A 23,990-nucleotide genomic window follows, 5' to 3' on the forward strand; every position below is an offset into this window, starting at 1 on the left:
AGTTCGCTCCTACCGGTCGCTCACCGCTCGCGCAAAAATCTGTCTGACGAGAGCAAAACTCTCGCTGACCGTCGCCTCACTCCGTTCGGCGAGAAATCAAAAACCCGCTCACTCACTGCGTTCGTTCGCGGACTTCTACGCGAGTGGCGTCCGCTCAACAACCTGCCCGTCGTAACTTGGATACTGTTCTACGATTTCTCCATCCTCGAGGTCACCATCCTCGATCATCTCTTCTAAGAGCCACCAGGCGACCTCGACGTGGTCCGCTTTGACGGTGTAGAACTCTTCGGGGACGCCAAGCGCTTCGAAGCGGTCGGGGTCGGCGCGGGTCTTGCCGTAGACGAGCGTGCCGTCGTCGGTCACGTCGTCGAACTCGCGGCGGATGTTTCGGGCCATGCGCTTGAGTCGGCGGCGGTGCTGGGCGGCGTCTTTGAACACCGAGGTACAGAAGTACACGCGCTCGTGGTCGCCCATGACCTCGAGGATGTCCTCGCGGGAGCCCTCGACGGCGCTCATGTGGTCTTCCTTGAGTTCGTAGCCCTGCTCTTGCATCCGGCGGTAGTTCCCGTCGGACATCTCGAACTCGTTGATGTTACAGAACTCCGCTGCGCCCTCGTCCAAGAACTCGAGGAACTCCGTTTCGGCGCGGATGCCCGGGATCTCGAACGCGGGCGTCAGGCCTTCCTCGCGAGCGATGTACAGAATCTCCTCCCACTCGGTGCCATGGAGGTCGCCCCACTGCTCGAGGGGCGGGTGGAACCGAATTTCGTCGAGGCCGGCCTCGGAGAGTTTCCGCATGTTCTCGCGCCCGCCCGGAATCCCCGTGTAGAGGTGGGTGTGGTGGTCCTCGCCGAACTCGTCTTTGAGAAGCTCGAGGTAGTGACAGGTTCGCTCGAGGGCCTCCTGGGGTTCGCCGCCGGTAATCGAGGTACCCAGTGCGTCCATCCGGTGGGCTTCCTCGAGGACGTCCTCGTCAGTCTCGACTTGGCGCTCGTTCGCATAGACGTCAGTGACGTTCTTGCGGTTCTCGCCAAGCGGGCAGTAAAAGCAGTCGCGCTGGTCACAGTAGCCGTATACGAACATGACCATCTTGCCGCCTTTCGCGCACTGCTCGCAGCCCTCGGAAATCATCTACTCGTATCGAACGGTTCCAGCGGAATAAGCGAACCGGGTTCGAAACGGTGTGTGAGTGGGTGTCCTGCGGCGTGGCGTGTGTGCGTCTGTTTATCGCAACCGGCGGCGCGTTGCTGCCGCTGGCGGTGATGACAAAACATATACCAATCCGCATAATTCGTAGTGGTAACGGTACGTAGAATGGAAACGCAACTGAAACGACGGCACCTACTCGTCGGCCTCGGTACAAGCGGTCTCGTGGCCGCCAGCGGCTGTACCGACAGCCTCGAGTTAGTCAACGACAGCAATGACGAAGAGACCGACGAGCGGATGTGCGTCGAAGACTATCGTGTGCTCGACGCAGAACTCGAGGAGCGAAGCGTCGTCTATCCTGACTCCGACGATCCGTTTCTCGGGTTCGATCTCGAGGTCGAACCGAACCCCGTGGCGGCGCATAGGAATTTTACGGTTACACTTACGAATGTCTCCGGCCACGACCTCGAGACGTACGCGGACGACCGAATCGCGATCCAGCACGCCGTTGACGGGGAGTGGCGACCAACTGTTGGTGTCGCGGACGATCACGAGTGGAGCGACCGAACGACGACGCACGAACCCGGCGACGAAACGGCGTGGGAAATCGACGTCTCGGTATCCGAACCCGTTCTCGGGACGTACGAGTTCTGTACGATGCCAACGCCGGGCGACTATCGGGCCGTTTTCTGGGGATTTCCCCACGGACCCGACAGCGATCCACTCGCGCTCGCGACGGAGTTCGAAATCATAGAACCAGAAGATGACGACGAAGAGAGCCGATAACGAAGAACGACAACCACCACTGTAACGAGCGCGAATCACCGCGCCCATGTTGCTACTGTTATCCTACTGATCGGGTATCCGTCTTCGACCGACTCCTTTTGAAACCGACTGCATACATCCCAGAAAACGGAAGTACCACGCCCGCGAACTCGAGGACGATGCTGCTGGTCCTCTGTGTCGACCTCGACGACGACCTCGGTCGCAAGACCGGCTTCTCGACGCCGGTGATCGGCCGCGACCCCGTCGAAGAGGCCGCCGTTGCCCTCGCAACCGAAGATCCTGAAGACTCCGATGTGAACGTCATCTTCCAGGGACTGCACGTCTACGACGATCTGGACAGCCGCGACGAGAGCGTCGAAGTCGCGGTCGTGACGGGCAACGAAGACGGCGACGTTGCGGCCAACCGCGAGGTCGGCGATGAAGTGGATACGGTCCTCGCGAGCCTCTCGACCGCCGAGGACGTGACCGCGCTCGTCATCACCGACGGCGCACAGGACGAATCCGTCATCCCCGTCATCCGCTCGCGCGTCCCCATCGACGGCGTCCGCCGCGTGGTCGTCCGCCAGGCCCAGAATCTCGAGTCGATGTACTACACGATCAAGCAGGTGCTAAACGACCCCGAGACGCGCGGGACCGTTCTGATTCCGCTCGGAATCCTCCTGTTGATCTACCCGCTCGCGCTCATCGGCAGCGCCCTCGAGATGCCGGGATTCGTCCTCGGGACCACCTCGGCGCTGCTCGGACTGTATCTCATCTCGAGGGGACTCGGCCTTGGCAACCGACTCGATACGGCAGTCGAGAGCGCGCGCCGCTCGCTGTACGCCGGTCGAACCACGCTCCTTGCCTACGTCGTCGCCGCGGCACTGTTCGTCCTTGGCGGCGTCAGCGGGATGAACGAACTCGAGGGCGTCCAGGAGGCGACGACTGGTGAAGTCGGCGCGCCAGTCATGGTCGCTGCGCTCGTCTACGGCTCGGTTCAGTGGCTGGCTGCGGCCGGCGTTACGACGAGCCTCGGCCAGATCACCGACGAGTATATCGCTGGAAATCTCAAGTGGCGCTATCTGAACGCGCCGTTTTACGTCGTCGCGATTGCAATCGTCCTCCATGCGGTCAGTGCCTTCTTCCTCGATTTGGTTGGCATTAGCTACCTCGCGACGGCGCTGACGGTCGGCACGCTGTTAGGTATCGTCAGTACGCTCGCGTTCGCCGTCGTCGAATCTCGCCTCGAGGAGTCCGACGACGACCCAGACGATGACGTTGATACCGAAAGCCACCCACAACCAGATCGGGCGTAACTCGAGTGGTGGGTGTCGGTACCGGTGTCAGTTGCGACTCGCGTAAGAAAAACAGTTACCGCTCTCGTTCAACGACGAACTCGGCTAACTCGAGGAGGTAGCCCTCTGCTTCGGGATCGGCGACATCGATGCGGTCGAGTGCATCGAGTGCGCGGTCGGCTTCTGCTCGGGCGCGTGCATTGGCTTCCTCGGGTGTGAGATCTGTAACTTGGACGACCGAGGGGCGCTCTAAGGCGGCGTCGTGGCCCGTTGGTTTCCCGAGGTCGTCCGCGTCGGCGACGGCGTCGAGGACGTCGTCGCGGATCTGGAAGGCGATGCCGACACGTTCAGCGTACTCGCCGAGGGCTTCGACGGTAAAGGGGTCCGAGTCGGCTGCAATCGCGCCGAGTTCTGCGGCGGCGCGAAAGAGCGCGCCGGTCTTGCGCCGCGCAAGGACCATGTACTCGTCTTCATTGCTCGGCTGTGCGGAGAGTTCGGTCGCTTCACCGATACCGAGTTCGACCATCGCTTCGGCGACAGTACGAGTTGCTTGGGGATTCGTCGAGAAGAGGCCAAAGGCCTCGCCAAGGAGTCCATCACTCGTGATAATTGCCGGCCCGTAGCCGAATTCGGCCCAGGCGCTTGCGGTCCCACGGCGGAGTTCGGATCGATCAATAATATCGTCGATAACGAGCGAGGCGTTGTGTACCAGTTCGATGCCAACCCCAAATTCGACGGCGTCTTCTGCGGTGCCACCGACCGTCTCGCAAGCCAGTACCGTGACCATCGGTCGGACGCGTTTGCCACCAGAGAGGGCGACGTGTCGAACTTCCTCGCTGAGCGTCTCCGGGTCGACCCCATCGACGACCTCGACGAGACGCTCCTCGATTAGCGCCCGGCGGCGCTCCAGAAGTTCCATTGGCGGGCCTTAGAAGCAGGTGAAAAAGTAGGTGACGGTTTGGGTTGCCGGTCGCTACACCGACTCGAGACGGTCCGTTGTCCCACTGTGTCGGTGCAACCGAAAATCAGCCAGATACACCGCAACAGTCGGCCAATGCCCCGTCGTATCCACAAAGTCAGACGCTCGAGAGAGCGTCACCGAATCGGCTTACTGGTCGCCGTCGTCGAACTGGAACGAGTCCGCGAGCGGATCCGTTCCATCGCTCTCAGACGCCTCAGTCGTGTCGTCTGCGTCTTCGTCGACATGTTCTCCCCAGCCGTCAGCGGACTCGTTGTCTGCGTCGGTCACGTCAGTGCTATCGGAGTCATTCTCAGGCGTCGCTGCAAGTGGATCCGTCGCCTCAGCGTCCTCGGACTCAGTTTCGTCGGACGCGGAGTCACCGCCCTCGCCACCGAAACCATCGTCAGTCTCGTCGAACGAGAGCGCATCGTTCACCTCAGCGTCTGCACTGTCGTTCACTTCGAGTGCATCATCGGTTGCTGCGTCGGTGTCGAAGTGGTCAAGCGTTGCAGAGAGCTGTGTCGCGCGCTGAGCCAGATCACTGGCACTGCGCGAGACTTCCGTCAGCGCGGTCGTCTGCTCTTCGGCTGCTGCCGCGACAGTTTCGCTCTCGGTGCTCGTTTGCTCGGCAATCGTCGCCACTTCGTCGACCATCGCGACAACTTCCTGCGTCGAGGCTGCCTGCTCGTCGCTCGCACTCGAGATTTCCTGCATCCCGGTGTTGGTCTCGACGGCATAATCTGCAATCTCGTCGAGTGCGTTCGCCGCGCGCTCGACGGAATCAGTGTGCTCGGAGACGTGATCGCTCGTCTGTTGGACCTCTGCGGCCGCGCGTTCGGTCTGAGACTTGATCTCCTCGAGTCGGTTCTCGATGTCGCGAGCGGCTTCGCGGGTTTCGGCAGATAGTTCCTTGACCTCGCCTGCGACTGCGGAGAAGCCTTCGTTCGAGCTTTCAGACCGCGAGGCCTCGATGTTGGCGTTCAGCGCCAGCATGTTCGTCTGCTCGGCGACTTCCGTGATGAACTCGAGCAGTTCGTCGACCTGCTCCATCTCTGCTTCGAGTTTCTCAATTTCGGCGACCGCTGCATCGGATTCGGTCTCGATTTCTCGCATGCCCTCGATTGCCTCTTGGGCTGCTTCCCGACCTTCTTCGCCGGTTTCTGCGGTTCGGGCAGCAAGGTCTGCGACCTGATTCGAGGAGGCAGCGATCTGTTCGATTGTCGTCGACAGCCCGCTCATCTCCTGGTTGATCGACTGGAGACTGTCGTTCTGTCGGTCGGCACCCTCGGAGATTTCCTGCGTGGATCCAGCAACCTGCGTCGACGCCGACTGGACCTCCTCGCTCGAGGCAGTCACTTCCTCGGAGGCCGTTGCGACTTCCGTCGCGAACGTTTTGATCGTTGCCGTCGTCTCCTCGAGTTCAGCGATCATCTCGTTGAACTCGGTCGCGATGTCTTCCATCGCCTCGTTCTCGCTGTCGGCGTCCATCCGTGCGGTGAGGTCACCGTCGGCCGTCGCCTGCATGACCTCGCGGTACTCGTCGGCTTTCGCCTCGAGATGGTCATTGAGCCGTTCGGCCTCAGCGCGGGCCGTCTCTGCTTCGTCGCGTGCCTGCGTCGTCTCCTCGATTTGGGTCTTGAGCGAGTCGCGCATACTGCCGAACCCATCGTAGAGCCGGCCAATGCTGTCGATTCGCTTGGACTCGAGATCCACCTCAAGATCGCCTTCTTCCATGCGCGAGGCCTTCCGCGTCAGGCGGTCAATCGAGCGCGAGGTGTTCCAGCCGAAGACCGCACCGACGGAGCCGATCAACAACACGGCACCAATCGTGGCGATCAGGCCGAACTGCTGGACGTCTTCGACGAAGCCGTAGGCGATATCGGTCGGCGTATGAACGAGTGTGACCCAATCCGAGTCACCGACAGTTGCGTAGCCAACAACGTACTCCTGTGAGCCAAAGAAGTCCTCCTCGAGGAACGACGTTCCTGGGCCGGCTTCCATGGCTCCGAGTGAGCCTGTTTCAGGGTTGCGTGCATCGACTAGCGGGTCATCATCACCGGCGTCGGTGTACAGTTCGAACATCGGGTTCGTTGTCGCCGCCCGCGATTCGTCGCCCGGTTCGCTGAACGCGATTCTGTCGTTGCCGTCGACAACCATCCCGTAGCGGTCATCGCCTGTCACCACTTCGTACTCATCTAGTGGAATCGTGTAGACAAGCACCTGCCCATCAAGGATGTTGTGGCTGGCGGTGATGTACGCAATTCGCTGTTCGTTCTCGTCGACGTCACCGCTCTCGTAGGCGTTCGTGACGTACGTCCCTGACTCGTTGTCGATCTGGTCGACCCACTCACCTTGCAGCTCTTGGCCGGTCTGTGGTTCAACTTTTGAACTGGCAATCACGTGGCCATTTGTCTCGAGGAGATGGAGGTGCGCTTCACCGACATCCCCGCCGCCACGATCATCCATGGTTTCTTCGACATACTCCTGAGCGTCCGGTTGATCCCCAGCGGTTTCGACGGCGATCGCGCTACTCCGGGCGAACTCTTCAACCGTGTACTCGTTATTCTCGTGGAAGTCATTGACCGATTCCGCTTGCTGGAGCGCAAGCGTCTCGTGATCGGTATAGACGTTCGACTGGACACCCTCTTGTAGTTGTGCTGTCCCGACAAGCCCGATTGCCCCCACCGAGAGGCCGAGGATCAGCAATACAATCGCGAACTTCATCGCATAACTTCGGCGGATGAAGTTCGGCACCACCTTACGCAGCAGTCCGTGCATGATCGATAAAGATTATTACCGATCAATAAATGTTCCTGATCGGAAATGTGCGCCGAATAACTAATTCAGGTTGTAAATAAAATGGGTCGTATGCACTGAAAAAGGGTTACAGACCCACAGACACGCCTATAAGTGATTCAAAGTAATTTTTGCTCGAGTGGTCAGAGAACTGGAAGGCACCGATGACTGTGAGAGGTCCACGGCGAATGCAGTTGTGATCACGTCGCGCGCGAGAGTGAAACTCAATTTGGACTATGGGGTGGGAAAACAAGTAACGACTTCGGAGACAAACGGGCAAAAACGCCTACAGCCCGGTCAACCACACAGTGCAGGCAGTATACCCCTTATCTGAACGCTTCTGTCAGCGACGGGACGACATCGAAGAGGTCGTCCGTGATCGCATAGTCCGCAATGTCCATGATCGGCGCGTTCGGATCGGTGTTGATCGCGACGATTGTCTCGGAGCCTTTCATCCCCGCAACGTGCTGGACGGCGCCCGAAATGCCAATCGCGATGTAAACATCGGGCGTGACGACCTTCCCGGACTGGCCGACCTGCCGGTTCTTCGGCAGCCAGCCGTTGTCAACGATTGGACGTGAGGATGACACCGTTGCATCGAGTGCATCCGCGAGGTCGTGGATAATCTCGAGGTTCTCTTCTTCGTCGATGCCCCGACCGACCGAGACGAGTACCTCGGCATCACTGATGTCCACGTCGCCGCTGCCGACTTCCTCGAAACCCGTTACCGTCGCGCCGAGTGCGGCCTCGTCGATCTCGGGTTCGAAAGACTCGATTGCAGCGTCGCCAGTGCCCTCCGCTTTGGGCCACTCTCCGCCGCGGGTCGTCACGACCGCCGGCCCCTCGAGTTCGGTCGTCGTCTCCACTTTGCCGCCGTACATTTCGCGGGTTGCAGTCAGCGTCTCCCCGTCAGTCTCGAGGTCGATTGTGTCCGTGACGAGTGGGCGCTCGAGGCCGGTGGCAACGGCGGGCGCGTAATCGAGGCCGTTGACGCTGTTGGGGATGAGAACGTACTGCGGGTCGAGCGAGTCGGCGAGTTGGGCGACAGTCTGCGTATAGACGCCGTGATTGAACTCCTCGCCGTCGGTAACGGTGTGGATCGTATCGACGCCGTCGCGGTTGAGTTTCTCGGCGAAGTCCTCGACAGTGCCGCTGATGACGGCGAGGTGGAGGTCGCCGCCGGTTTCGTTCGCGAGTTGTCGGCCGGCAGTGACGAGTTCGTAGCTGACATCGCGCAGGTCGCCGCGGCGGTGTTCTGCTACCGCGAGGACGTCAGTCATTGTGCCACCCCCTTCTCGCGAAGCAGTTCAGCCAGTTGCCCGGCGGTTTCCTCGGCACTGCCCTCCCAGACCGTCGCGTCGCTCTCGCTTTCTGGTTCGTACATATCGGTCAGCGAAATCGCCGCGCCAATCGCGCTCTCATCGACGCCGAGGTCAGCCAGCCCCAGCACCTCGAGTTCCTTGCGCTGGGCCTGTCGAATCCCCCGTAGGCTCGCATAGCGTGGTTCGTTGATCCCCGTCTGAATCGTCAGGACTGCCGGGAGTTCGACGTCGGTCAGTTCCTCGACGCCACCCTCGAGTTCGCGCCGAACCGAGGCAACGCCATCCTCGAGGTCGTGCTCGAGGTGGTTGACGACGGCCGCCCACTCGTAGCCGACGGTGGACGCGAGCGAGACGCCGGTTGCACCGAAGGCGCCGTCACCGGCCTGAACGCCGGTTAAGACGAGATCTGGGTCTTCATCCTCGACGACAGCACTGAGCAGCGCCGCCTTCGCCTCGACACCGAGTAAGTCGATTCCCTCGAGGGCGTCGTCCCAGATTCGGACCGCGCGGTCGGCACCCTTCGCGAGCGCCTGGCGGATGGTCTGTTCGCACTCTTCGGGGCCAATCGTCACCGTGATTACCTCGTCGGCGACCCCTGCCTCTTGGAGTTGGACTGCCTCCTCGATTGCGTACTCATCCCACTCGTTGAGATCTGCCCCGAGGTACTGCTCGGCGATGGCAGTCCCCTCGATTTCGAACTCGTCGTCGACGGTCGCGACTTCCGTGACCGGTACGAGAATTTTCATTGGTACTATATCCCACGTCCTCTCCGTAAACGTTTTTGGAACAATTCAGAACCCGTTTCACATTTATCCGGCGTGAGAGCAAATTACTCGCTCGAGTCGACAGTTGCGCTAGACGGGCCTGGACAGTCTCCTACGGAGACGTATCCGAGACGGAAACGGTTTAACGTCGCCGCTGATACGACATACTATGGCAGACTGTCCACTCGCCGACGACTGTCCGAGTTTCTCCGAACGGATCTCGGGGATGGGGTGTAACCACTACGGAGACAGGGGTGGCAAAGAGTGGTGTAACCACTACAACCAGCCCATCGACGATCTGAAAACCCAACCGGTCAAATCCGGCGAGGAGATCGTCGTCGACGTCGTGGACATGCACGAAAGCGGTGCCGGTGTTGGCCGCACTGAAGACGGCTTCATCGTCATGGTCGATGGCGTCCTCCCGGAAGCCCGCGCTCGCGTCAAAATTGAACGCGTCCACAGCAACCACGCCCGCGCAGAGATGCTCGAGAAGGTGCCAATGGACGAGGACCTTGATGAGGGCGAAGACGGCGACGACGACACCGATGATGACGGTGACAACGCCAGCGCCGAAGACAGCGACGACGAAACCGGCCGGTCCTCCGCGACCGACCGCGAACGCCTTGGGAGTCGCGATAACTTCTGGGGCTCATAGCGGCCCTCGCAATCGGCCGTTTACATCTGGACAGTCACGGCCACAGCAGTCGCAGTTGCGTGAGACGGAGTGCTGTACTGATTGAGCGGCGCAACCGCCGCCTGGCTCGCGGTTGTGTCGGTGCTGACGTACAGTAATCCGTTTGGGATGAGTTCTCTCGAGCGAACGCCTCGGGCGCTACACGAACCGACCCTCCCACAGGGAAGCTTTGACTTTCTCCCGGTCACTACTGTTCGTGTGACATCCTCGCCCGCCGTAAACGGCGGGGCTTCCTACAAGGGAAGCCTCGCGTCGAGGGAGGTTTCAGGACTCGAAGACCGCAAGCGTCGTTTGTCGGGATTGCCGACTCGGCGTGCGGTGTCCTGTGGCCGTGTCACAACGGCACCCATTCCGTGGCGAGTCATCGCGTTCCGGTTTCCAGGGAACGCTCTCTCCCCACGGATCAAAGCGACCGGCGATATTCGCGGCCGCGTTGATATCTGCCTGATACTCCGTCACCCAACACTCTGCGTTTGTACACTTGAACTCGGCTTGCGACCCACGAGAACCGATGTGTCCGCACTCGTGGCACGTCTGGCTTGTGTAGCGCGGATTCACGAACTCGACCGGGACACCGGCTTCGAGGGCCTTGTCCTCGATACGCTTGGTAAGTCGGGCGAACGCCCACGCGTGCAAGCGTCGGTTCATGTACTTCCCGTAATCCAGGTTCTCGCGGATGTACGAGAGATCCTCGAGTACGATCACCGGGTCCTCAAAGGACTTGGCGTATTCGACGGCTTCGCGAGACGCCTTCTCAACGATATCCGTCAGGGCGTTCTGGTAGTGGTCGAAGCGTTCGTCGATCCGCCACTCGGCGGCGTCACGCTCTTGAAGTCGCTTCAGGGTCGTGAACATCTCTTTGCGGAGTGCTCGCGCACGTCCGCCGTCGCAGATGTATGGTTGGGTCGGGGTGTCGTTCTGACAGGCACAGCCCGTCAGAAGCTTGGACTCGCCGATATCGAAGCCAATTCGAGTCGGGTCGTCCAGTGTCTCTGGTTCGGCCACATCGTACTCGACGGTGACGTGAAGCACCCAGTTCGTTCGGTGCTGTTGCAGTCGGAACTCGCCGACTGTTTCGTCCTCGTCGAACAGGTCGAACCAGAGCGATTCCTGTTTGGGGTTGATCCGAAGCGGAATCCAGAAAGCGTTGCCACGTCCGGCCTGTGGAACGCGCCAGCAGAACTCGTGCTCTCGCTCGTCGGAATGGTCAATTCGGAAGCCCCGGTTGGTGAACCGAACCGGGTGGTCGTCCTCGAGTTCCGAGGCGTTGTACGTCCGACGGAGTTGCGGGACGTAGTTCTTGAGCGCGTCCTTGGCGTAGGACGTGAGCGTGTACGGCGTAACGACATCGTTGACCGCCGACTGTGTATCCGCGCCACTCTCGAAGGCGTTCTCGAGAGCACGGCGGTAGGTCGCCACGGTACGCTCAAGGCGTTGCTCTTTGCCCGTAGTGGGCGGAACGAGCGTGGCTTCGAGCGTTTTCGTGGCGGTCGTCGTCACAACTACGAGTACGTGAGCGTAATAGTTAAAGCTAATGAAAAAGTAACCATGTGTATAGATGCCCAACCTGAACATCGAAGTAGATCAAGAAGAGTACGACCGTCTAAGCGAAATCAAGGACGCGCACGGCCTCACCTGGAAGGGAATGTTGCTCCAGGGGGCGAGATCGTTGGACACCGAGGGGCCGTTGTAGGGCGAGTTGAGACACGAACGAACGCGATTCCTCCCCGCCCCAAGGGGCGGGGTTTCCTCGCTACCGCAAAATGATCGACGACGTCGAAACCCTGCTCACAGAGATCGGCTTCGATTCGGACGCGAGCATCCTGACCTACCGACAGGCACAGGTCCTCGCACTACGCGAGCGCGATATTTCTCAGGCCGACATCGCCGCCGAACTCGGCACCTCGCGCGCGAACGTCTCCTCAATTGAATCGAGCGCCCGGGACAACCTCGAGAAGGCACGCGAGACGGTCACGTTCGCAGAAGCACTCCGCGCACCAGTTCAGGTCCGGATTCCGGAGGGAACGGACCTCTATGACGTGCCCGACCTCGTGTATGAGGCCTGCGACGAGGCCGGCGTCAAAGTCGATCACACCGCGCCGGATCTGATGAAAGTCGTCAGCGACGCCGCCGGATCGGCCGTCACCGGTCGCGATGTCTCGACCCCACTGATCGTCGGTGTCACCGCCGACGGAATGGTCCGCGTGCGCCATCAGGAGTGACTCACTCGAGTCATCCGTCGCTGTGAGGGCCGATACGCACAGCGTACGAGGCCGTAGTCACTGCTAACAGAGGGGGACTCGAGTGCGTGTGTCTCATCGTCGACTCCGCTCTCACGGCGAATCCACTACTGAGTGATTCACTTGGGAAGAAAATCGTGGCGCGTCGTGCAGCCTGGTGGATCGTGTGGATGGCTCCGAACGCACTGTGGAGACGGTCTCTCCACGCTGGGGAGACCATTTCAGCCAGATGAGTGCCGACGCGAACTGATCGTTACTCGTTGATGTATTGGCGTTCCCACTCGCGGCGCTCTTCGATCTGCTGGAGGCCACTGTCGCTAATTTCGTAGTAGTTCGTTCGCCGGTCGAGTTGTCCTTTCTCGACGAGCTCTTTGTTGACGAGCGTGTCGAGATTGGGGTACAACCGTCCATGATTGATGTCGGCGCTGTAGTACGATTCGATCTCGTCTTTGACGTTCTGTCCCGAGGGTTGATCGGCTCCTGCAATGACGTACAGCAGGTCCCGTTGGAACCCAGTCAGATCGTCCATGTTTCACCCATATGATTACACCAGTAGATCGACTATTTGTTATCTATCGCGTATCAGAGGCAGTGAGACGGTTTCAAGCGGACTAATACCGTATTGCGGTGATTGTCATCAGTTGGCGACATCGTACAAAGTAACACATACTGGTATTTCCTACTATCTGCGGTGAAATTCACGACTCAAGGACAGTCAGAAAAATTAGTGTTCGTGAACACATCGCTGGAGGTTCGTAGCTTCCTCTTGAGAGAGTCGGTGAGACGGACTCGAGGGAGACTGAGATAGCACCGTTTACATGGATGCACTCGAGACGCGATGGGTATGAGTCACCAGCATGGATCCCAGCCGTCGGCCGCGCCGACGGTTGCACACGTTGCACTGATCGGACTGTTCGTCGCAGCACTCGTCACCGCACAAGTGACGGCTGCGAAAGTGCTCGCCTTCGAAATCCCGTTTTCGCTGCCGGTTACGGGCGCAGAACTTATCTTGCCAGGTGCAGCGCTCGCGTACGCGCTGACCTATTTCGCGAGTGATTGCTACACCGAACTGTACGGACGGCGGGCAGCCCAAATCGTCGTCAACGTCGGTTTCGCGCTGAATTTCGTCGTGCTCGCACTCGTCTGGTCGACGATTGCCGCACCAGCACAGGATCCAGCAGTCGCAAGCGAGTTCGAGAGCGTGCTCGGCGCGTCGACGAACATCGTTCTCGGGAGTCTTCTCGCGTACATTGTCAGTCAGAACTGGGACGTGATCGTCTTTCATTGGATCAGAGACCGGACCGGGCGCGAAAAGCTCTGGTTGCGAAACATCGCCTCGACGGCGAGTAGCCAGGCGATTGATACCGTGATCTTCGTCTCGATTGCGTTCGCCATCGCGCCGTTGACCCTTGGGGTTGGGTTCTATCCCGGGTTCGAGGGCGTTATCGGCCTGATTATCGGTCAGTATCTGCTGAAACTCGCAATCGCAGTCGCCGATACGCCATTTGTCTACGCCGTCGTCAGCCTCGTCCGCTCGCGCAGTGACGATGAGGTGGCCGAGTCAGCCGCCTGACCCCGACTCGAGGACGGAGGACGTTTTGTGTCTCAGGCCGTATCCAGGGGTATGGACGAACGTATCCGCGAACACGCGGCAGTACTGGTCGACTGGAGCGCTCGCGTCGAGTCGGGAGATAACGTCGTACTCTCGGTGGGGCCTGAGGCCCACGAACTCGCCGTCGCCGTCGCCGAGAAACTCGGCGAACGTGGCGCAAACCTGCTGTCGACCTACAGTTCCGGCGAACTCTCGCGTGCGTACCTGCAGGCACACGACGATGAGTTCGACGAGAATCCGGCCCACGAACTCGCACTCTACGAGGAGGCTGACGTCTATCTCTCACTCGGCGGCGGCCGGAACATGAGCGCGACAGCCGACGTGCCGGGAGACACCCACACGGCTCACCGCCGCGCCCGCCAGGACATTCGCGAGGCACGTTATGAGACGCGCTGGGTGTCAACGCTGCATCCAACTCGCTCGCTTGCTCAACAGGCGAACATGGCCTACGAGGAGTACCAGGACTTCGCCTACGACGCAATTCTACGCGACTGGGAGTCGCTGGCCGACGAGATGGCGAACATGAAAGCCCTGCTTGACGACGGCTCGGAAGTTCGCCTCGTCTCGAGTGGAACCGACCTCACCATGCACATCGAGGGTCGAACCGCAGTCAACAGCGCCGCTTCGGTCGAATACGACTCGCACAACCTCCCAAGCGGCGAGGTCTTTACCGCACCCACCGCCACCGAGGGCGAGGTCACCTTCGACGTGCCGATGACACTTCGCGGCGACCCCGTCCGAAACGTCCGCCTCGAGTTCGCAGACGGCGAGGTTGTCGACTACGATGCTGAACAGGGCGCAGACGTGATCGCCGACATCCTCGAGACCGATGCCGGCGCGAACCGACTCGGCGAACTCGGCATTGGCATGAATCGCGGCATCGACCGCTATACGGACACGATTTTGTTCGACGAGAAAATGGGCGACACCGTCCATCTGGCGCTCGGACGGGCCTACGACGCCTGTCTGCCAGAGGGCGAGTCAGGCAACGACTCCGCGATTCACGTCGACATGATCACGGATATGAGCGACGAGTCACGCCTCGAGATTGACGGCAAGGTTGTCCAGCGTAATGGACGATTTCGCTGGGAAGACGGCTTCGAGGCGGAGTAAGCTGGTCTTACTGCGGTGTATGGCGGTCCAACTACCGTAACCAAGTTCATACTAATGGGGAACTCCGTCCTCGGATCGAGTACCGCCTCGGCCGGTGGCGGCACGTAACCGGTCGGGATGCGTGGCATCCCACCCGTTTCGACAGTTGTCTGCCCGCCCCGCCGGAGGCGGTACATATCCGGCGTTTCGCGTACTACTCCTCCTCGAGAGCGGCGTCACTACCACACGACAGTTCGACCAGACCGTGACGCTCTCGAGTCTCGAAGCCGAATCGTCCACTATGTGCCTGCGCGATCAGCTCCGAGCCGGCGCGGCGATCTACAACGACGGCTACTACCACGCGGCCCACGACGCCTGGGAAGCGCGCTGGCTCGAGTGCGAGGACGGAACGGACGACGAGCGACTGCTCCACGGGCTGATTCAGGCCACTGCCGCGGTGTTTCACGTCCACGAGCACAACTGGGAGGGTGCCGTCGGACTGGCAGACAGCGCCCAGTCGTACCTCGCGGGAGTTCCCGACGACTATCGAGGCGTTGACCTGCCCCCAATGCGGGCGATGCTCGAGACGCTCGCATCGGATCCCGAAGTGCTCGAGCGCCGAGCACCGGTTCGACTCGAGCACGACGGATCGCATCCACAACTCGCTGATCTCGACATCGACCAGACCGCGATTGCGGCCCCGATTCTCGCTGATGAGTGGGGATACGATCCGGAGCCGCTCGAGCAGGCGTGTACGTACGCCCAGACTGATCTCGAGGCGGGCGCAGACGACAGTCGCTTCATTTCGTTACTGTTCGATTTCGTCCGCGAAGACGACGCTCGAGGAATTATTTACCAGCGATTGACGGGCCACGTCGACCGGCGACAGGCGCGTGAAGAAGACGTGCAGGGACTGTTCTGAAGACAGCCCACTCAGTCGTGGTGTGCCGAATTATCCTGTGGCTCGTAGCCGAGGACGTCTTTCGCGCGCTCGAGTGAGTAGTACTTGCGGTCGTTGTCGGAGATGCCGTAGACGATTTCGTAGTCGTAGTCGGCTTTCACACAGCGGTCGAACAGGTGCGCGCAGTCGCGATAGGAGAGCCACATGGCCTGCCCGCGTTCGTAGTCGATTGGTGGGTGACCCTTCGTGAGGTTGCCGATTCGAACGTTAACGACGGCGATACCGTACTCGTCGTGATAGTAGCGCCCGAGCGATTCGCCGGCCGCCTTCGAGACGCCGTAGAGGTTGCCCGGTCGGGGCAGTTCCGTCCCATCGAGCAGGTAGTCGTCGTCCGCGCGGTACATATCGGGCGTCCGATCTTCGGTTTCGTAGTGACCGACGGCGTGGTTCGAGGAGGCGAAGGCGAACTTCTCGACGCCGGCGTCGACGGCCGCTTCGAAAATCGTCTGCGTGCCATCGATGTTGTTCGTCAGGACGCTGTCCCACGGCGCGGTCTTCCGGGGGTCCCCAGCAAGGTGGATGACGGCGTCGATTCCGTCCATCGCCTCGCGGACGGCGTCGTCGTCAGTAATGTCCGCGACGACGAACTCGCCCGGATAGTCCTCCGTCGGCGGATCCCGATCCATCAACCGCCACTCGTACTCCGCGGCGAGGTCGCCAAGGATCGCGTCCCCGACGCGCCCCGCAGCCCCAGTCAACAGGACGGACTGTGCCATTCGTTCGGTGTGAGGGAAAGCGCCGATAAGAACCATGCGGTTCCGGACCGGTGCGGTCGTCGGTGTCACAGTCGAGTCAGCCTATTGCCCCCGCAGACACGCCCGCTCGGACCGGAACCACCTTCCCGCACGCCCTCGAGCACTCGCGTATGGACACTGCGCCGACCGACGCCGAAGCCGCCTGCTTCGAAGCCGGCATCAAGTTCGGCACGCTGTATCACCAGTTCGCCGGCACGCCACTCTCGCCCGCGAGCGCCGACAGCATCGAGACTGCAATGGAAGAGGCAATTCAAAATCAGCCCCACTGCACCGACGTGACCGTCGCAGTCCAACACGATGCGCTCGAGGCCGACCTCGCCGACTCGAGTGCGACGTACACCGAACTGACCGGACGCTTTCTCGAGGTCGAAATCGTCGTCGAGTACGAAGGCTGTGCGGTCGTGACGGAGATGGCGATGGAAGATGGCTACCCGCTGATGGAGGTTGTCTCGGTTCGAGAAGAACGCGGTTCGGAACGAACGGAGTGAGTGAGAACCGCGGAAAAGCGAATAGTGCGAGACCGGCGGTCTCGCATACCATGCAAACGGCGCGTTGCGCCGTGAGCAGACGGGGAACGCAGTGACCCGTGAGCAACTCCGGACGTATAGGAACACCCTCGAGAAGGCTTTCGAAATCGACTCGCTATGTTCGCCATATTGGCGCTGACGGACGCGTTTTCACTTTCACTTTCGGGCAACCTTTTAACCGCAGCCCCCGCAAAGGAGATGACATGAGCCAAGCGACCTTCGGCGACGACGAGGAACTGTTCGGGGAAGCGGCCAACGAGATGCGCGAGGACGTCGAATCCTCGCTCGCAGACGGCTGGGACGCCCTTCCCGACGCCGACGATGTCTGGGAGACCGACGCCGACAACGTGCTGGGCGTGCTCAACGGCCTCAAAACCGCACTCGATTCCGGCGACGCCGAAGACCACCTCCGCGACGCCAAAAAGTGGTTCACGATGGGCCAACGCGCTGACGCCTTCGAGGACGCCGACGACCTCGAGGAGGAAATCGGCGACCTCGAGGAAGCCATCGGCTCGATTTCGGAGGCCGGCGAGCAGGTCGGCGACCTCACCTCGACGATTCCAGCGCTTCGTGGCACGCTCGAGGATGCAGGGCCAAGCGATGCTGACGATAACGAAAACGAGGCCGACGCGGACGACGAAGACGACGAGTAACCGACCTCACAGCGCTTCCAACACTCGAGTCCGTCAGCGCCGGTCGGGCCGTGATACGTCCCGTTCGGCAACCGCCTCGAGTAGCTGCGCCAGCGCGTCGCCAGCCAACTCGAGCAGTTCCTCACCCCGTTTTTCGTCGCCGGCTGCCGGATCGCCGACGACACCATTTTCCGCGAACTCGGTCGAATCGTAGGCCAGATTGACGTGGCTCACCCACTCTCCCCAGCCATCGGCAGCGCCCTCGCTGGCTGCCTCGAGTCGGTCCTCGCGAACGAGGTCGGGTTCGAGCGCCTGCAGGAGCGAGGTCTCGAGCGGGCCGCCGTGGCCCATCTCACTCGAGTGGTCGCCGACAGCGTCGAACCAGGTGAACGGGACGGCGTAGGCGTCGCCGTCGCGACTCAGTCGCGCGCCGACCTCTCGGAGTGCGTCGACGTTGCCGCCGTGGCCGTTGACCAGCACGACGCGGTCGAAGCCGTGCGTGGCAAGACTCGCGACTGCTTCGCGGACGTAATCTCTGAACGTGTCCGCAGACACCCACATCGTCCCCGGGAACTGGCGGTGTTCCTCGGCGACACCGATTGGAATCGCGGGTGCGCGGACCACCTCGCGCTCGAGGCGCTCACAGCCGGCGTCGGCAATCGCCTCGGCGGTGAGCACGTCGGTTCCGAGCGGCGCGTGGGGGCCGTGTTGTTCCGTACTCCCGACCGGGACGACCGCAAGCTCCGCCTCGCAGTCGCGAACGTCGGGCCACGTCGCAGCAGAGAGGTGCATGCACGGGACCACCGAGCGAACGGACATGAACCCGTCGGTGACCTCGAAAACACGGGGGACCGTGGAACGTATGCGAACGCAGGGTCAACCGGTTTGGGGCTCGTGCGAGTACGGTCCACTATGAGCGACGACAATCGCGAACTCGGCGTCGAACTCGGCCACCTCAGTGACGACCTCGAGGGTGAAGAGTACCCGATCAGTCAGGACGAGCTGCTCGAAAAGTACGGAGACAACGAGATCGGAGCCGGCGACGAGACGTCGACGCTTAGGGAACTGCTCGAGCCGCTGAACGAAGACGAGTACGAAGACTACGGCGAGGTCGAACAGGCGATCATGAACATGGTCGGCGACTCCGCAATCGGACGGAAGAACTACAGCGACCGAACGCCGCCCGCGGCGGGTGAAGACCGCCAGGATGAGGGCGCACCGGAACAAGAGGGACAGCGAGAACAGGAGTCGTTTTAAGCGAATTCGGGACCGACGATCTCAGTCGTCGTCCGCGTCGATATCGAGGTCGACTTCCGTTCGAGCCTGGCGGCGCTGGGCGCGCTCGATGAACTCCTGTGGCAGTTCGTCGATTTCGCCGGCCTGGACGCCCCAGAGGTGCGAGTAGAGACCCCCGTTTGCGAGCAGTTGCTCGTGGGAGCCGCGTTCGACGATCTGGCCGTCCTCTAAGACGAGGATCATGTCTGCGTCCTTGATCGTCGAGAGCCGGTGGGCGATGGCGAACGTGGTCCGATTTTCGGTGAGGTCGTCGATGGAGCGCTGGATGAGCATCTCGGTCTCGGTGTCGACATCGCTCGTCGCCTCATCCAGGATGAGGATATCCGGATCTTTGAGCACGGCACGAGCGATGGCGATGCGCTGGCGCTGGCCACCCGAGAGTTTGACGCCGCGTTCGCCGACCATCGTATCGTAGCCGTCGGGCAGATTCTGAATGAAGTCGTGGGCTTCGGCGGCTTTCGCGGCCGCGATGATCTCCTCACGGTCGGCGTCGAACGTTCCGTAGGTGATGTTCTCCTCGACGGTGCCATAGAACAGGAACGAGTCCTGCCCGACGTAGCCCATCGACCGGCGCAAACTCGGCAAGGACACGTCGCGGAGATCCTGTCCGTCGATGCTGATCGACCCGTCATCGACGTCGTAGAGTCGAAGCAGGAGTTTCAGGACGGTTGACTTGCCTGCGCCTGTCGGGCCGACGAGTGCGACCGTCTCCCCGCCGTCGACGTCGAACGACACGTCGTCGATGATGCGCTCGCTGTCGTCGTAGCCGAACTCCACGTGGTCGTACTCGACGCTTCCGTCGCGAACCTCGAGCGCGTCGGAATCAACTTCGCGTTCGATTCGCCCTTCCTCGTCCATCAGGCCGAAAATCCGCTCGCTCGAGGCCTCGGCGCGCTGATACATGTTGATGACCTGTCCGAACTGGGCCATCGGCCAGACGAGTTGCTGGGTGTACATGATGAAGGCGACAAAGACACCGGTCTCGAGTGTGCCAGTGAACGGCCCAGGCGCGGTGTCCATGAGCACCCAGTACCCACCGACGAGGAAGGTGAGGACGAAGCCGATCCCCGAGATGACCTGCAGACCGGGGAAGAACTTGATTCGCAGCCAAATTGCGCCCCAGTTCTTGTCGTAGTAGTTCTGTGAGACGTCCTCGACGCGGTCGGACTCGTACTCCTCGGTGTTCGAGGACTTGATGACGTTGATGCCGCCGAGGTTGTTCTCGAGTCGTGAGTTGACTTTCCCGACCGAGGAGCGAACGGCCGCATACTTAGGCTGGATTTTCTGGACGAAGAGATAGGTGAAGATGGCGATCAGCGGCACGGGCGCGAGCGAGACCAGCGCGAGTTGTGGGTTGAGCCAGAACAGCAGGAAGGTGATGCCGACGACCATCACGATCAGGCGCGTCGCGGAGTTCATCCCCTCGTTTAAGAATCGCTCGAGTTGGTTGACGTCGTTCGAGAGCACCGACATCATCTCGCCAGTCTGTTTGTTCGAGAAGAACTCCATATCGAGGCGCTGCATCTTGTCGTAGGTCGCGGTTCGGACATCGTGTTGGACGTCCTGCGAGAAGGAGTTGAATCCCCAGTTACGAAGCCAGTGAAAGACCGCCCCGAGGACGAACGAGCCAGCGATGACGATGACGACGAACGCGAACTGCTCGGTATCGCTTGTCGGGAGCCACGCCTCCGGCAGGACAGTAAGCGGGACCTGCTCGTGAAACACTGCCTCGTCAAAGACCGCGTCGATTGCAACCGCAAGCAAGAGTGCGGGAAGGAGATCCAGCGCCCGCGCAAAAATACTCGAGAACAATCCGACAATCATCGGGAACCAGTAGGGACGACCGTAGTCGAAGATCAGCCGACGCATCGGGCTCTCAGCCTGCTCGCGCTGCTCCTCGAACGGATCATCATCCTCCCAGTCAATATCACTCCCGCTCATTAGGTGCGAATCCGTGACGATTGACAATAAGGGTTTGCTACGAATCGAAATACGCCGGTTCGTCGCTAATCGTACGCCAGTTCGACCTCATCACCAACTGACATGCCTGTCTCGTTGGCATAGCCGCGGGGCACCTCAAGGACGTACTGTCCGTGACCGGTGTGCTCGAGATCCTCGCCATCTTCGCCGGGTTCGGGTGCGCGAGCGTGCTCGATGGTCGTGATCTCCCGGTCGCCGTCGATGAAGATGATATCGATGTCGAAGTCCATCTCGCGCATGACGTACGTTCGCTCGCTCTCGCTCGCGTGGACGAACAGCATTCCCTCGCCATCCTCGAGCGAGTCGTGGTCGCTCAGCCCGGTGTAGCGCTCGCTGTACGTGTCGGCGACGTCGACGTCGACGACGGCTTTGGGCTCCCCGGTAGCATCGAGGATGCGGACTTCGCCAGAATCGGCACTCCAGGGTGGTGAGACGAGACCGGCCTGCATGAGAGCGAATGCGATGAAAACAACCGCGACACAGGCGAGAAGTACCTTCCAGACGCGCTCGAGGACCATATCCGATCTGCGCGGGGAGAAAGTAAAGGTTATTCGGACGCAGGAGTTTGGTTCGGATACGGGCTCGTGGTCTAGCTGGTTATGACGCGGCCTTTACAAGGCCGAGGTCGGTGGTTCGAACCCGCCCGAGCCCACTACCGCAGCCATGCTCTGGATTCGCATGAGGGCATGGATTTCAGGCTGAATTACACGCCTGAATCGCAGTGATTTCTTACACTCCGTAGTGCCTCCTCCGACCCGTATGGCGATTCCATTGGATACGACGTGTTACTGCGCCATAAAGATGCGAATATATTCCGGGGAGAGGTCCAGTTCAATATTTTCAGCCGTATAAGTTTCTCAGCGTTCTATTGTGTGGTGTCATGTTTGGACTATTCGGAGCGGATGACGAGCCTGAGGTCACGATTAAGCAGACGCCTTCCGGTATCGAGGTCTCGGTCACGGGAACTAGTCAGGATGAAACAGGGGATGTGATGGACATAGCTAATCGGCAGTTTAGTTCGCTGGCAGCAGATTCGGTTTCGGTCCAAGAAAATGCGATTACCTTGCGCCAAGATGATGACGGAGTGTATCGTCAATAGGCCCTCAGAAAATATTAGATTGGTAACCATTATTGGCATTATCTGTACTGTGACTATGCGGACAAGTGTTTGATTCTGTTGTTTACTGTATTGTGTTCATACAACCCCCGTCGAAGTGCATTTAACTACTAAAACCATACCGGAATTTGCATGGTAGAAATAATTGATTCGGTAGAAGAAATCGGTTTAGAGGATTTAATTGAGAGCGAAAGACATGCAGATGTTTGGTGGGACGATGGGATATTCAAATTATGGGACAAACATTCAGCGCAAGTCACTCTATATTTTAGATTTGAAGATTACAATGGTCCTGACCAGTACATGGCCGTCTGTAAAAATAACACTGGAAGGGGTACATTCCGTTTGGAACCAAACGACTTGCCGTGGGAATGTGATGTAAGAGAGGTCGTGACTCGTGACACAGAGGAAAAGTATAGTTTGACCGTTGCGACGGATTATGGTGAAAACGACGAAGAGAGGGTGTTAGGTGTGGGACGGCAGCAGATGGATGTAGATATCGAGGATTATGAGTGGACACCTCCGACACCACCCAAGCACCCTGATGATGCCCGCTTCGATGACCACAATCCGCAGAATCATCGATAAATGACGTAGTGTTTTACACTACCTCTCTTTTGAAATTTATTCGTGCCTACAAGTCTCCCGGGCACTCATTATAGACGCATGGGAGAGACTGGTGACGACGATTTTAGTCTTGCTGAGACGTTGGGTCTGGAGTTAGGAACTGTTGGTAACGAGTTTATTGAAGGTGTTTATAAACAAAACTTAGACCCGGGCGAGTACGATGCGGACGTGTATACGCATACATTCACAGGATTTGATGTTGGTCACGTTCACGTGGAGAAAGGACTGCTCTTGATGGTTCCAGACGCTCCTGAACCTCGTAGACTCCTTCGAGAGTACACCTATGGCCTTGAACGGACGATAATCACGGATAACATTCCCATGACTTCGGACGCAATTCCGGAAGAAGATGTGTTTGAGGGGTCAGTTTCGGCGTCACGTAGTGGAAAAGGTGAGGGTTGGGAGGGATACTATGCTGTGATAATCGCTTAGCGCCGCTGAAGTATTACTATTCCTGCTCAGCCTCTACCAGTTCTAATTCTATATCGCTCGTATCTCCCAGAATTTCACTAACGAATTTAGTAGCGATTATTGAATCATGTTCGATATTCGCTTTATGACTATAGCCTGTCCAATACTTCTCCCATCTTGCGGCGATATTTTGCTCTGATTTGTCTATATACTTGAGATTGTATTCGTCACAGATTTTAATTATAGCCTCCCGGTCTACTCGGTCACTAATTGGTATCTGATGAATTGTTCCGACATACTGGTAGATAGGCTTATTATCATTTTCTGGAATTACAGACACATGTTGGGATTCTTTAGAATTACTGGAAAAGTATTCTTCCATCCCATCACGTATTGCTGATAAAGCTGAAATATCAGGTATCTGGTCGTCGTCTGTGATTTCAGGAAGGATAAGGTCGTCATCACACCTTGTCGTCGTCCTACTTTCTGAATCCTGTAACCTGTGACTTTCCCTACTCGACTTCGCAGGTGTTTCAAGCTCAGCAGAGTCTCCTTCGTTCTTGTTCCGCTTTAATTTTTTAGTTGGATTGAATGTCTGTGTTTCATACAAGTGCTCGTCAATAAGTTGCTCAACACTGTCTCGATTGACCAACTTTACACCAATCTCTTCGGCTTCATTCCGTGCTTGCTTAGTATAATACCCAGATGTAACAATGACAACTCCATCTACATTCGAACGATGAAGAAGGGAACTATATTCTCGTATGGATTGAACTCCAATCTTATTATCTACCGAATAGTTTTTCACTTGAATGACTATCTTTTCGTGGTATGGGTCGCTTCGTTCAGCAATAACATCTATTCCACCATCCTTTCCGGGCGATGTGACCCTAGTGTTGTATCCAAATTTCTCCCACAACACAGCTATTAGCTTTTCAAACTCTTCCCACCGAATATTCTCTAAATTCATAAAATCTATTTGATTGGCAAATGATTC

24 protein-coding genes and 1 tRNA gene are annotated in these 23,990 nt (G+C 59.1%); 13 read left to right on the top strand and 12 right to left on the bottom strand.

Annotation, left to right across the window (positions count from 1 at the left end):
- Positions 1–135 precede the first annotated feature (135 nt).
- On the bottom strand, positions 136–1,131 hold the full coding sequence (locus B2G88_RS11980; protein WP_087714866.1) for a radical SAM protein: 996 nt from the start codon (positions 1,129–1,131) through the stop codon (positions 136–138).
- A 183-nt stretch (positions 1,132–1,314) separates the two neighbouring features.
- On the opposite strand from B2G88_RS11980, the gene B2G88_RS11985 reads away from it, so the two are divergent.
- Together B2G88_RS11985 and B2G88_RS11990 are read left to right on the top strand one after the other, a co-directional pair.
- Complete coding sequence (locus tag B2G88_RS11985; RefSeq protein WP_054862635.1) at positions 1,315–1,932, top strand: hypothetical protein; 618 nt, start codon at positions 1,315–1,317, stop codon at positions 1,930–1,932.
- A 158-nt stretch (positions 1,933–2,090) separates the two neighbouring features.
- Entirely contained in the window at positions 2,091–3,227 is a 1,137-nt protein-coding gene (locus tag B2G88_RS11990; protein ID WP_087714867.1) for a DUF373 family protein, read from the top strand.
- 55 nt (positions 3,228–3,282) lie between these two features.
- Here B2G88_RS11990 and B2G88_RS11995 read toward each other — a convergent pair whose 3' ends face one another.
- The 4 genes from B2G88_RS11995 to B2G88_RS12010 all read right to left on the bottom strand — a co-directional run bounded on the left by B2G88_RS11995 (position 3,283) and on the right by B2G88_RS12010 (position 9,031).
- Positions 3,283–4,125 carry a polyprenyl synthetase family protein gene (locus B2G88_RS11995; RefSeq protein WP_087714868.1) on the bottom strand — a complete coding sequence of 281 codons (843 nt, stop codon included), beginning with the start codon at positions 4,123–4,125 and terminating at the stop codon, positions 3,283–3,285.
- A gap of 189 nt (positions 4,126–4,314) precedes the next feature.
- Positions 4,315–6,945, bottom strand: a complete 2,631-nt coding sequence (locus B2G88_RS12000; RefSeq protein ID WP_245835368.1) for a methyl-accepting chemotaxis protein — start codon at positions 6,943–6,945, stop codon at positions 4,315–4,317.
- A gap of 344 nt (positions 6,946–7,289) precedes the next feature.
- The gene (locus B2G88_RS12005) at positions 7,290–8,243 is read right to left on the bottom strand and encodes an electron transfer flavoprotein subunit alpha/FixB family protein (protein ID WP_054862631.1); all 954 of its coding nucleotides are present in this window, start codon (positions 8,241–8,243) and stop codon (positions 7,290–7,292) included.
- Positions 8,240–9,031, bottom strand: coding sequence for an electron transfer flavoprotein subunit beta/FixA family protein (locus B2G88_RS12010; RefSeq protein ID WP_087714869.1), 792 nt, complete (start codon positions 9,029–9,031; stop codon positions 8,240–8,242). The genes B2G88_RS12005 and B2G88_RS12010 overlap by 4 nt, the downstream gene beginning before the upstream one ends.
- A gap of 187 nt (positions 9,032–9,218) precedes the next feature.
- Between B2G88_RS12010 and B2G88_RS12015 the strand changes: the two genes are divergently transcribed.
- Positions 9,219–9,704: a TRAM domain-containing protein gene (locus B2G88_RS12015; RefSeq protein WP_087714870.1), complete on the top strand. Its 486-nt coding sequence runs from the start codon at positions 9,219–9,221 to the stop codon at positions 9,702–9,704.
- Between the two features lie 303 nt (positions 9,705–10,007).
- Here B2G88_RS12015 and B2G88_RS12020 read toward each other — a convergent pair whose 3' ends face one another.
- Positions 10,008–11,243 (bottom strand): RNA-guided endonuclease TnpB family protein, encoded by a 1,236-nt coding sequence (locus B2G88_RS12020; RefSeq protein WP_054862630.1) that lies wholly within the window; start codon positions 11,241–11,243, stop codon positions 10,008–10,010.
- Positions 11,244–11,506: 263 nt separating this feature from the next.
- Between B2G88_RS12020 and B2G88_RS12025 the strand changes: the two genes are divergently transcribed.
- Positions 11,507–11,965 (top strand): Tfx family DNA-binding protein, encoded by a 459-nt coding sequence (locus B2G88_RS12025; protein ID WP_087714871.1) that lies wholly within the window; start codon positions 11,507–11,509, stop codon positions 11,963–11,965.
- Between the two features lie 271 nt (positions 11,966–12,236).
- Here the strand turns inward: B2G88_RS12025 and B2G88_RS12030 are convergent, their stop codons facing one another.
- Complete coding sequence (locus B2G88_RS12030; RefSeq protein ID WP_054862629.1) at positions 12,237–12,512, bottom strand: PadR family transcriptional regulator; 276 nt, start codon at positions 12,510–12,512, stop codon at positions 12,237–12,239.
- A 315-nt stretch (positions 12,513–12,827) separates the two neighbouring features.
- Here B2G88_RS12030 and B2G88_RS12035 point away from each other — a divergent pair, with 315 nt between their 5' ends.
- From B2G88_RS12035 to B2G88_RS12045, 3 genes are all read left to right on the top strand, one after another.
- Entirely contained in the window at positions 12,828–13,556 is a 729-nt protein-coding gene (locus B2G88_RS12035; RefSeq protein ID WP_087714872.1) for a queuosine precursor transporter, read from the top strand.
- A 51-nt stretch (positions 13,557–13,607) separates the two neighbouring features.
- Positions 13,608–14,708, top strand: a complete 1,101-nt coding sequence (locus B2G88_RS12040; protein ID WP_087714873.1) for an aminopeptidase — start codon at positions 13,608–13,610, stop codon at positions 14,706–14,708.
- A 286-nt stretch (positions 14,709–14,994) separates the two neighbouring features.
- Positions 14,995–15,609 (top strand): DUF309 domain-containing protein, encoded by a 615-nt coding sequence (locus B2G88_RS12045; RefSeq protein ID WP_087714971.1) that lies wholly within the window; start codon positions 14,995–14,997, stop codon positions 15,607–15,609.
- Between the two features lie 11 nt (positions 15,610–15,620).
- Here B2G88_RS12045 and azf read toward each other — a convergent pair whose 3' ends face one another.
- The gene (gene azf / locus B2G88_RS12050; protein ID WP_054862646.1) at positions 15,621–16,364 is read right to left on the bottom strand and encodes an NAD-dependent glucose-6-phosphate dehydrogenase Azf; all 744 of its coding nucleotides are present in this window, start codon (positions 16,362–16,364) and stop codon (positions 15,621–15,623) included.
- 149 nt (positions 16,365–16,513) lie between these two features.
- On the opposite strand from azf, the gene B2G88_RS12055 reads away from it, so the two are divergent.
- Both B2G88_RS12055 and B2G88_RS12060 read left to right on the top strand, forming a co-directional pair.
- The gene (locus tag B2G88_RS12055; RefSeq protein WP_054862628.1) at positions 16,514–16,891 is read left to right on the top strand and encodes a dihydroneopterin aldolase family protein; all 378 of its coding nucleotides are present in this window, start codon (positions 16,514–16,516) and stop codon (positions 16,889–16,891) included.
- A 242-nt stretch (positions 16,892–17,133) separates the two neighbouring features.
- Complete coding sequence (locus tag B2G88_RS12060; protein WP_054862627.1) at positions 17,134–17,583, top strand: DUF5790 family protein; 450 nt, start codon at positions 17,134–17,136, stop codon at positions 17,581–17,583.
- Between the two features lie 33 nt (positions 17,584–17,616).
- Here the strand turns inward: B2G88_RS12060 and B2G88_RS12065 are convergent, their stop codons facing one another.
- Positions 17,617–18,354 carry a creatininase family protein gene (locus B2G88_RS12065; protein WP_054862626.1) on the bottom strand — a complete coding sequence of 246 codons (738 nt, stop codon included), beginning with the start codon at positions 18,352–18,354 and terminating at the stop codon, positions 17,617–17,619.
- A 120-nt stretch (positions 18,355–18,474) separates the two neighbouring features.
- Here B2G88_RS12065 and B2G88_RS12070 point away from each other — a divergent pair, with 120 nt between their 5' ends.
- Positions 18,475–18,819: a DUF5789 family protein gene (locus tag B2G88_RS12070; RefSeq protein WP_087714874.1), complete on the top strand. Its 345-nt coding sequence runs from the start codon at positions 18,475–18,477 to the stop codon at positions 18,817–18,819.
- Between the two features lie 21 nt (positions 18,820–18,840).
- Here B2G88_RS12070 and B2G88_RS12075 read toward each other — a convergent pair whose 3' ends face one another.
- Positions 18,841–20,799 (bottom strand): ABC transporter ATP-binding protein, encoded by a 1,959-nt coding sequence (locus B2G88_RS12075; protein WP_054862624.1) that lies wholly within the window; start codon positions 20,797–20,799, stop codon positions 18,841–18,843.
- A gap of 65 nt (positions 20,800–20,864) precedes the next feature.
- Positions 20,865–21,356, bottom strand: coding sequence for a DUF192 domain-containing protein (locus tag B2G88_RS12080; protein WP_054862623.1), 492 nt, complete (start codon positions 21,354–21,356; stop codon positions 20,865–20,867).
- Positions 21,357–21,416: 60 nt separating this feature from the next.
- On the opposite strand from B2G88_RS12080, the gene B2G88_RS12085 reads away from it, so the two are divergent.
- The 3 genes from B2G88_RS12085 to B2G88_RS12100 all read left to right on the top strand — a co-directional run bounded on the left by B2G88_RS12085 (position 21,417) and on the right by B2G88_RS12100 (position 23,014).
- Positions 21,417–21,490: transfer RNA gene (locus B2G88_RS12085), tRNA-Val, on the top strand.
- 597 nt (positions 21,491–22,087) lie between these two features.
- Complete coding sequence (locus B2G88_RS12095) at positions 22,088–22,543, top strand: hypothetical protein (protein WP_054862621.1); 456 nt, start codon at positions 22,088–22,090, stop codon at positions 22,541–22,543.
- A gap of 78 nt (positions 22,544–22,621) precedes the next feature.
- Complete coding sequence (locus B2G88_RS12100; protein ID WP_054862620.1) at positions 22,622–23,014, top strand: hypothetical protein; 393 nt, start codon at positions 22,622–22,624, stop codon at positions 23,012–23,014.
- A 16-nt stretch (positions 23,015–23,030) separates the two neighbouring features.
- Here B2G88_RS12100 and B2G88_RS12105 read toward each other — a convergent pair whose 3' ends face one another.
- The gene (locus B2G88_RS12105) at positions 23,031–23,963 is read right to left on the bottom strand and encodes a restriction endonuclease (protein ID WP_087714875.1); all 933 of its coding nucleotides are present in this window, start codon (positions 23,961–23,963) and stop codon (positions 23,031–23,033) included.
- Positions 23,964–23,990 lie beyond the last annotated feature (27 nt).

Source organism: Natronolimnobius baerhuensis (assembly GCF_002177135.1).
GTDB lineage: Archaea > Halobacteriota > Halobacteria > Halobacteriales > Natrialbaceae > Natronolimnobius > Natronolimnobius baerhuensis.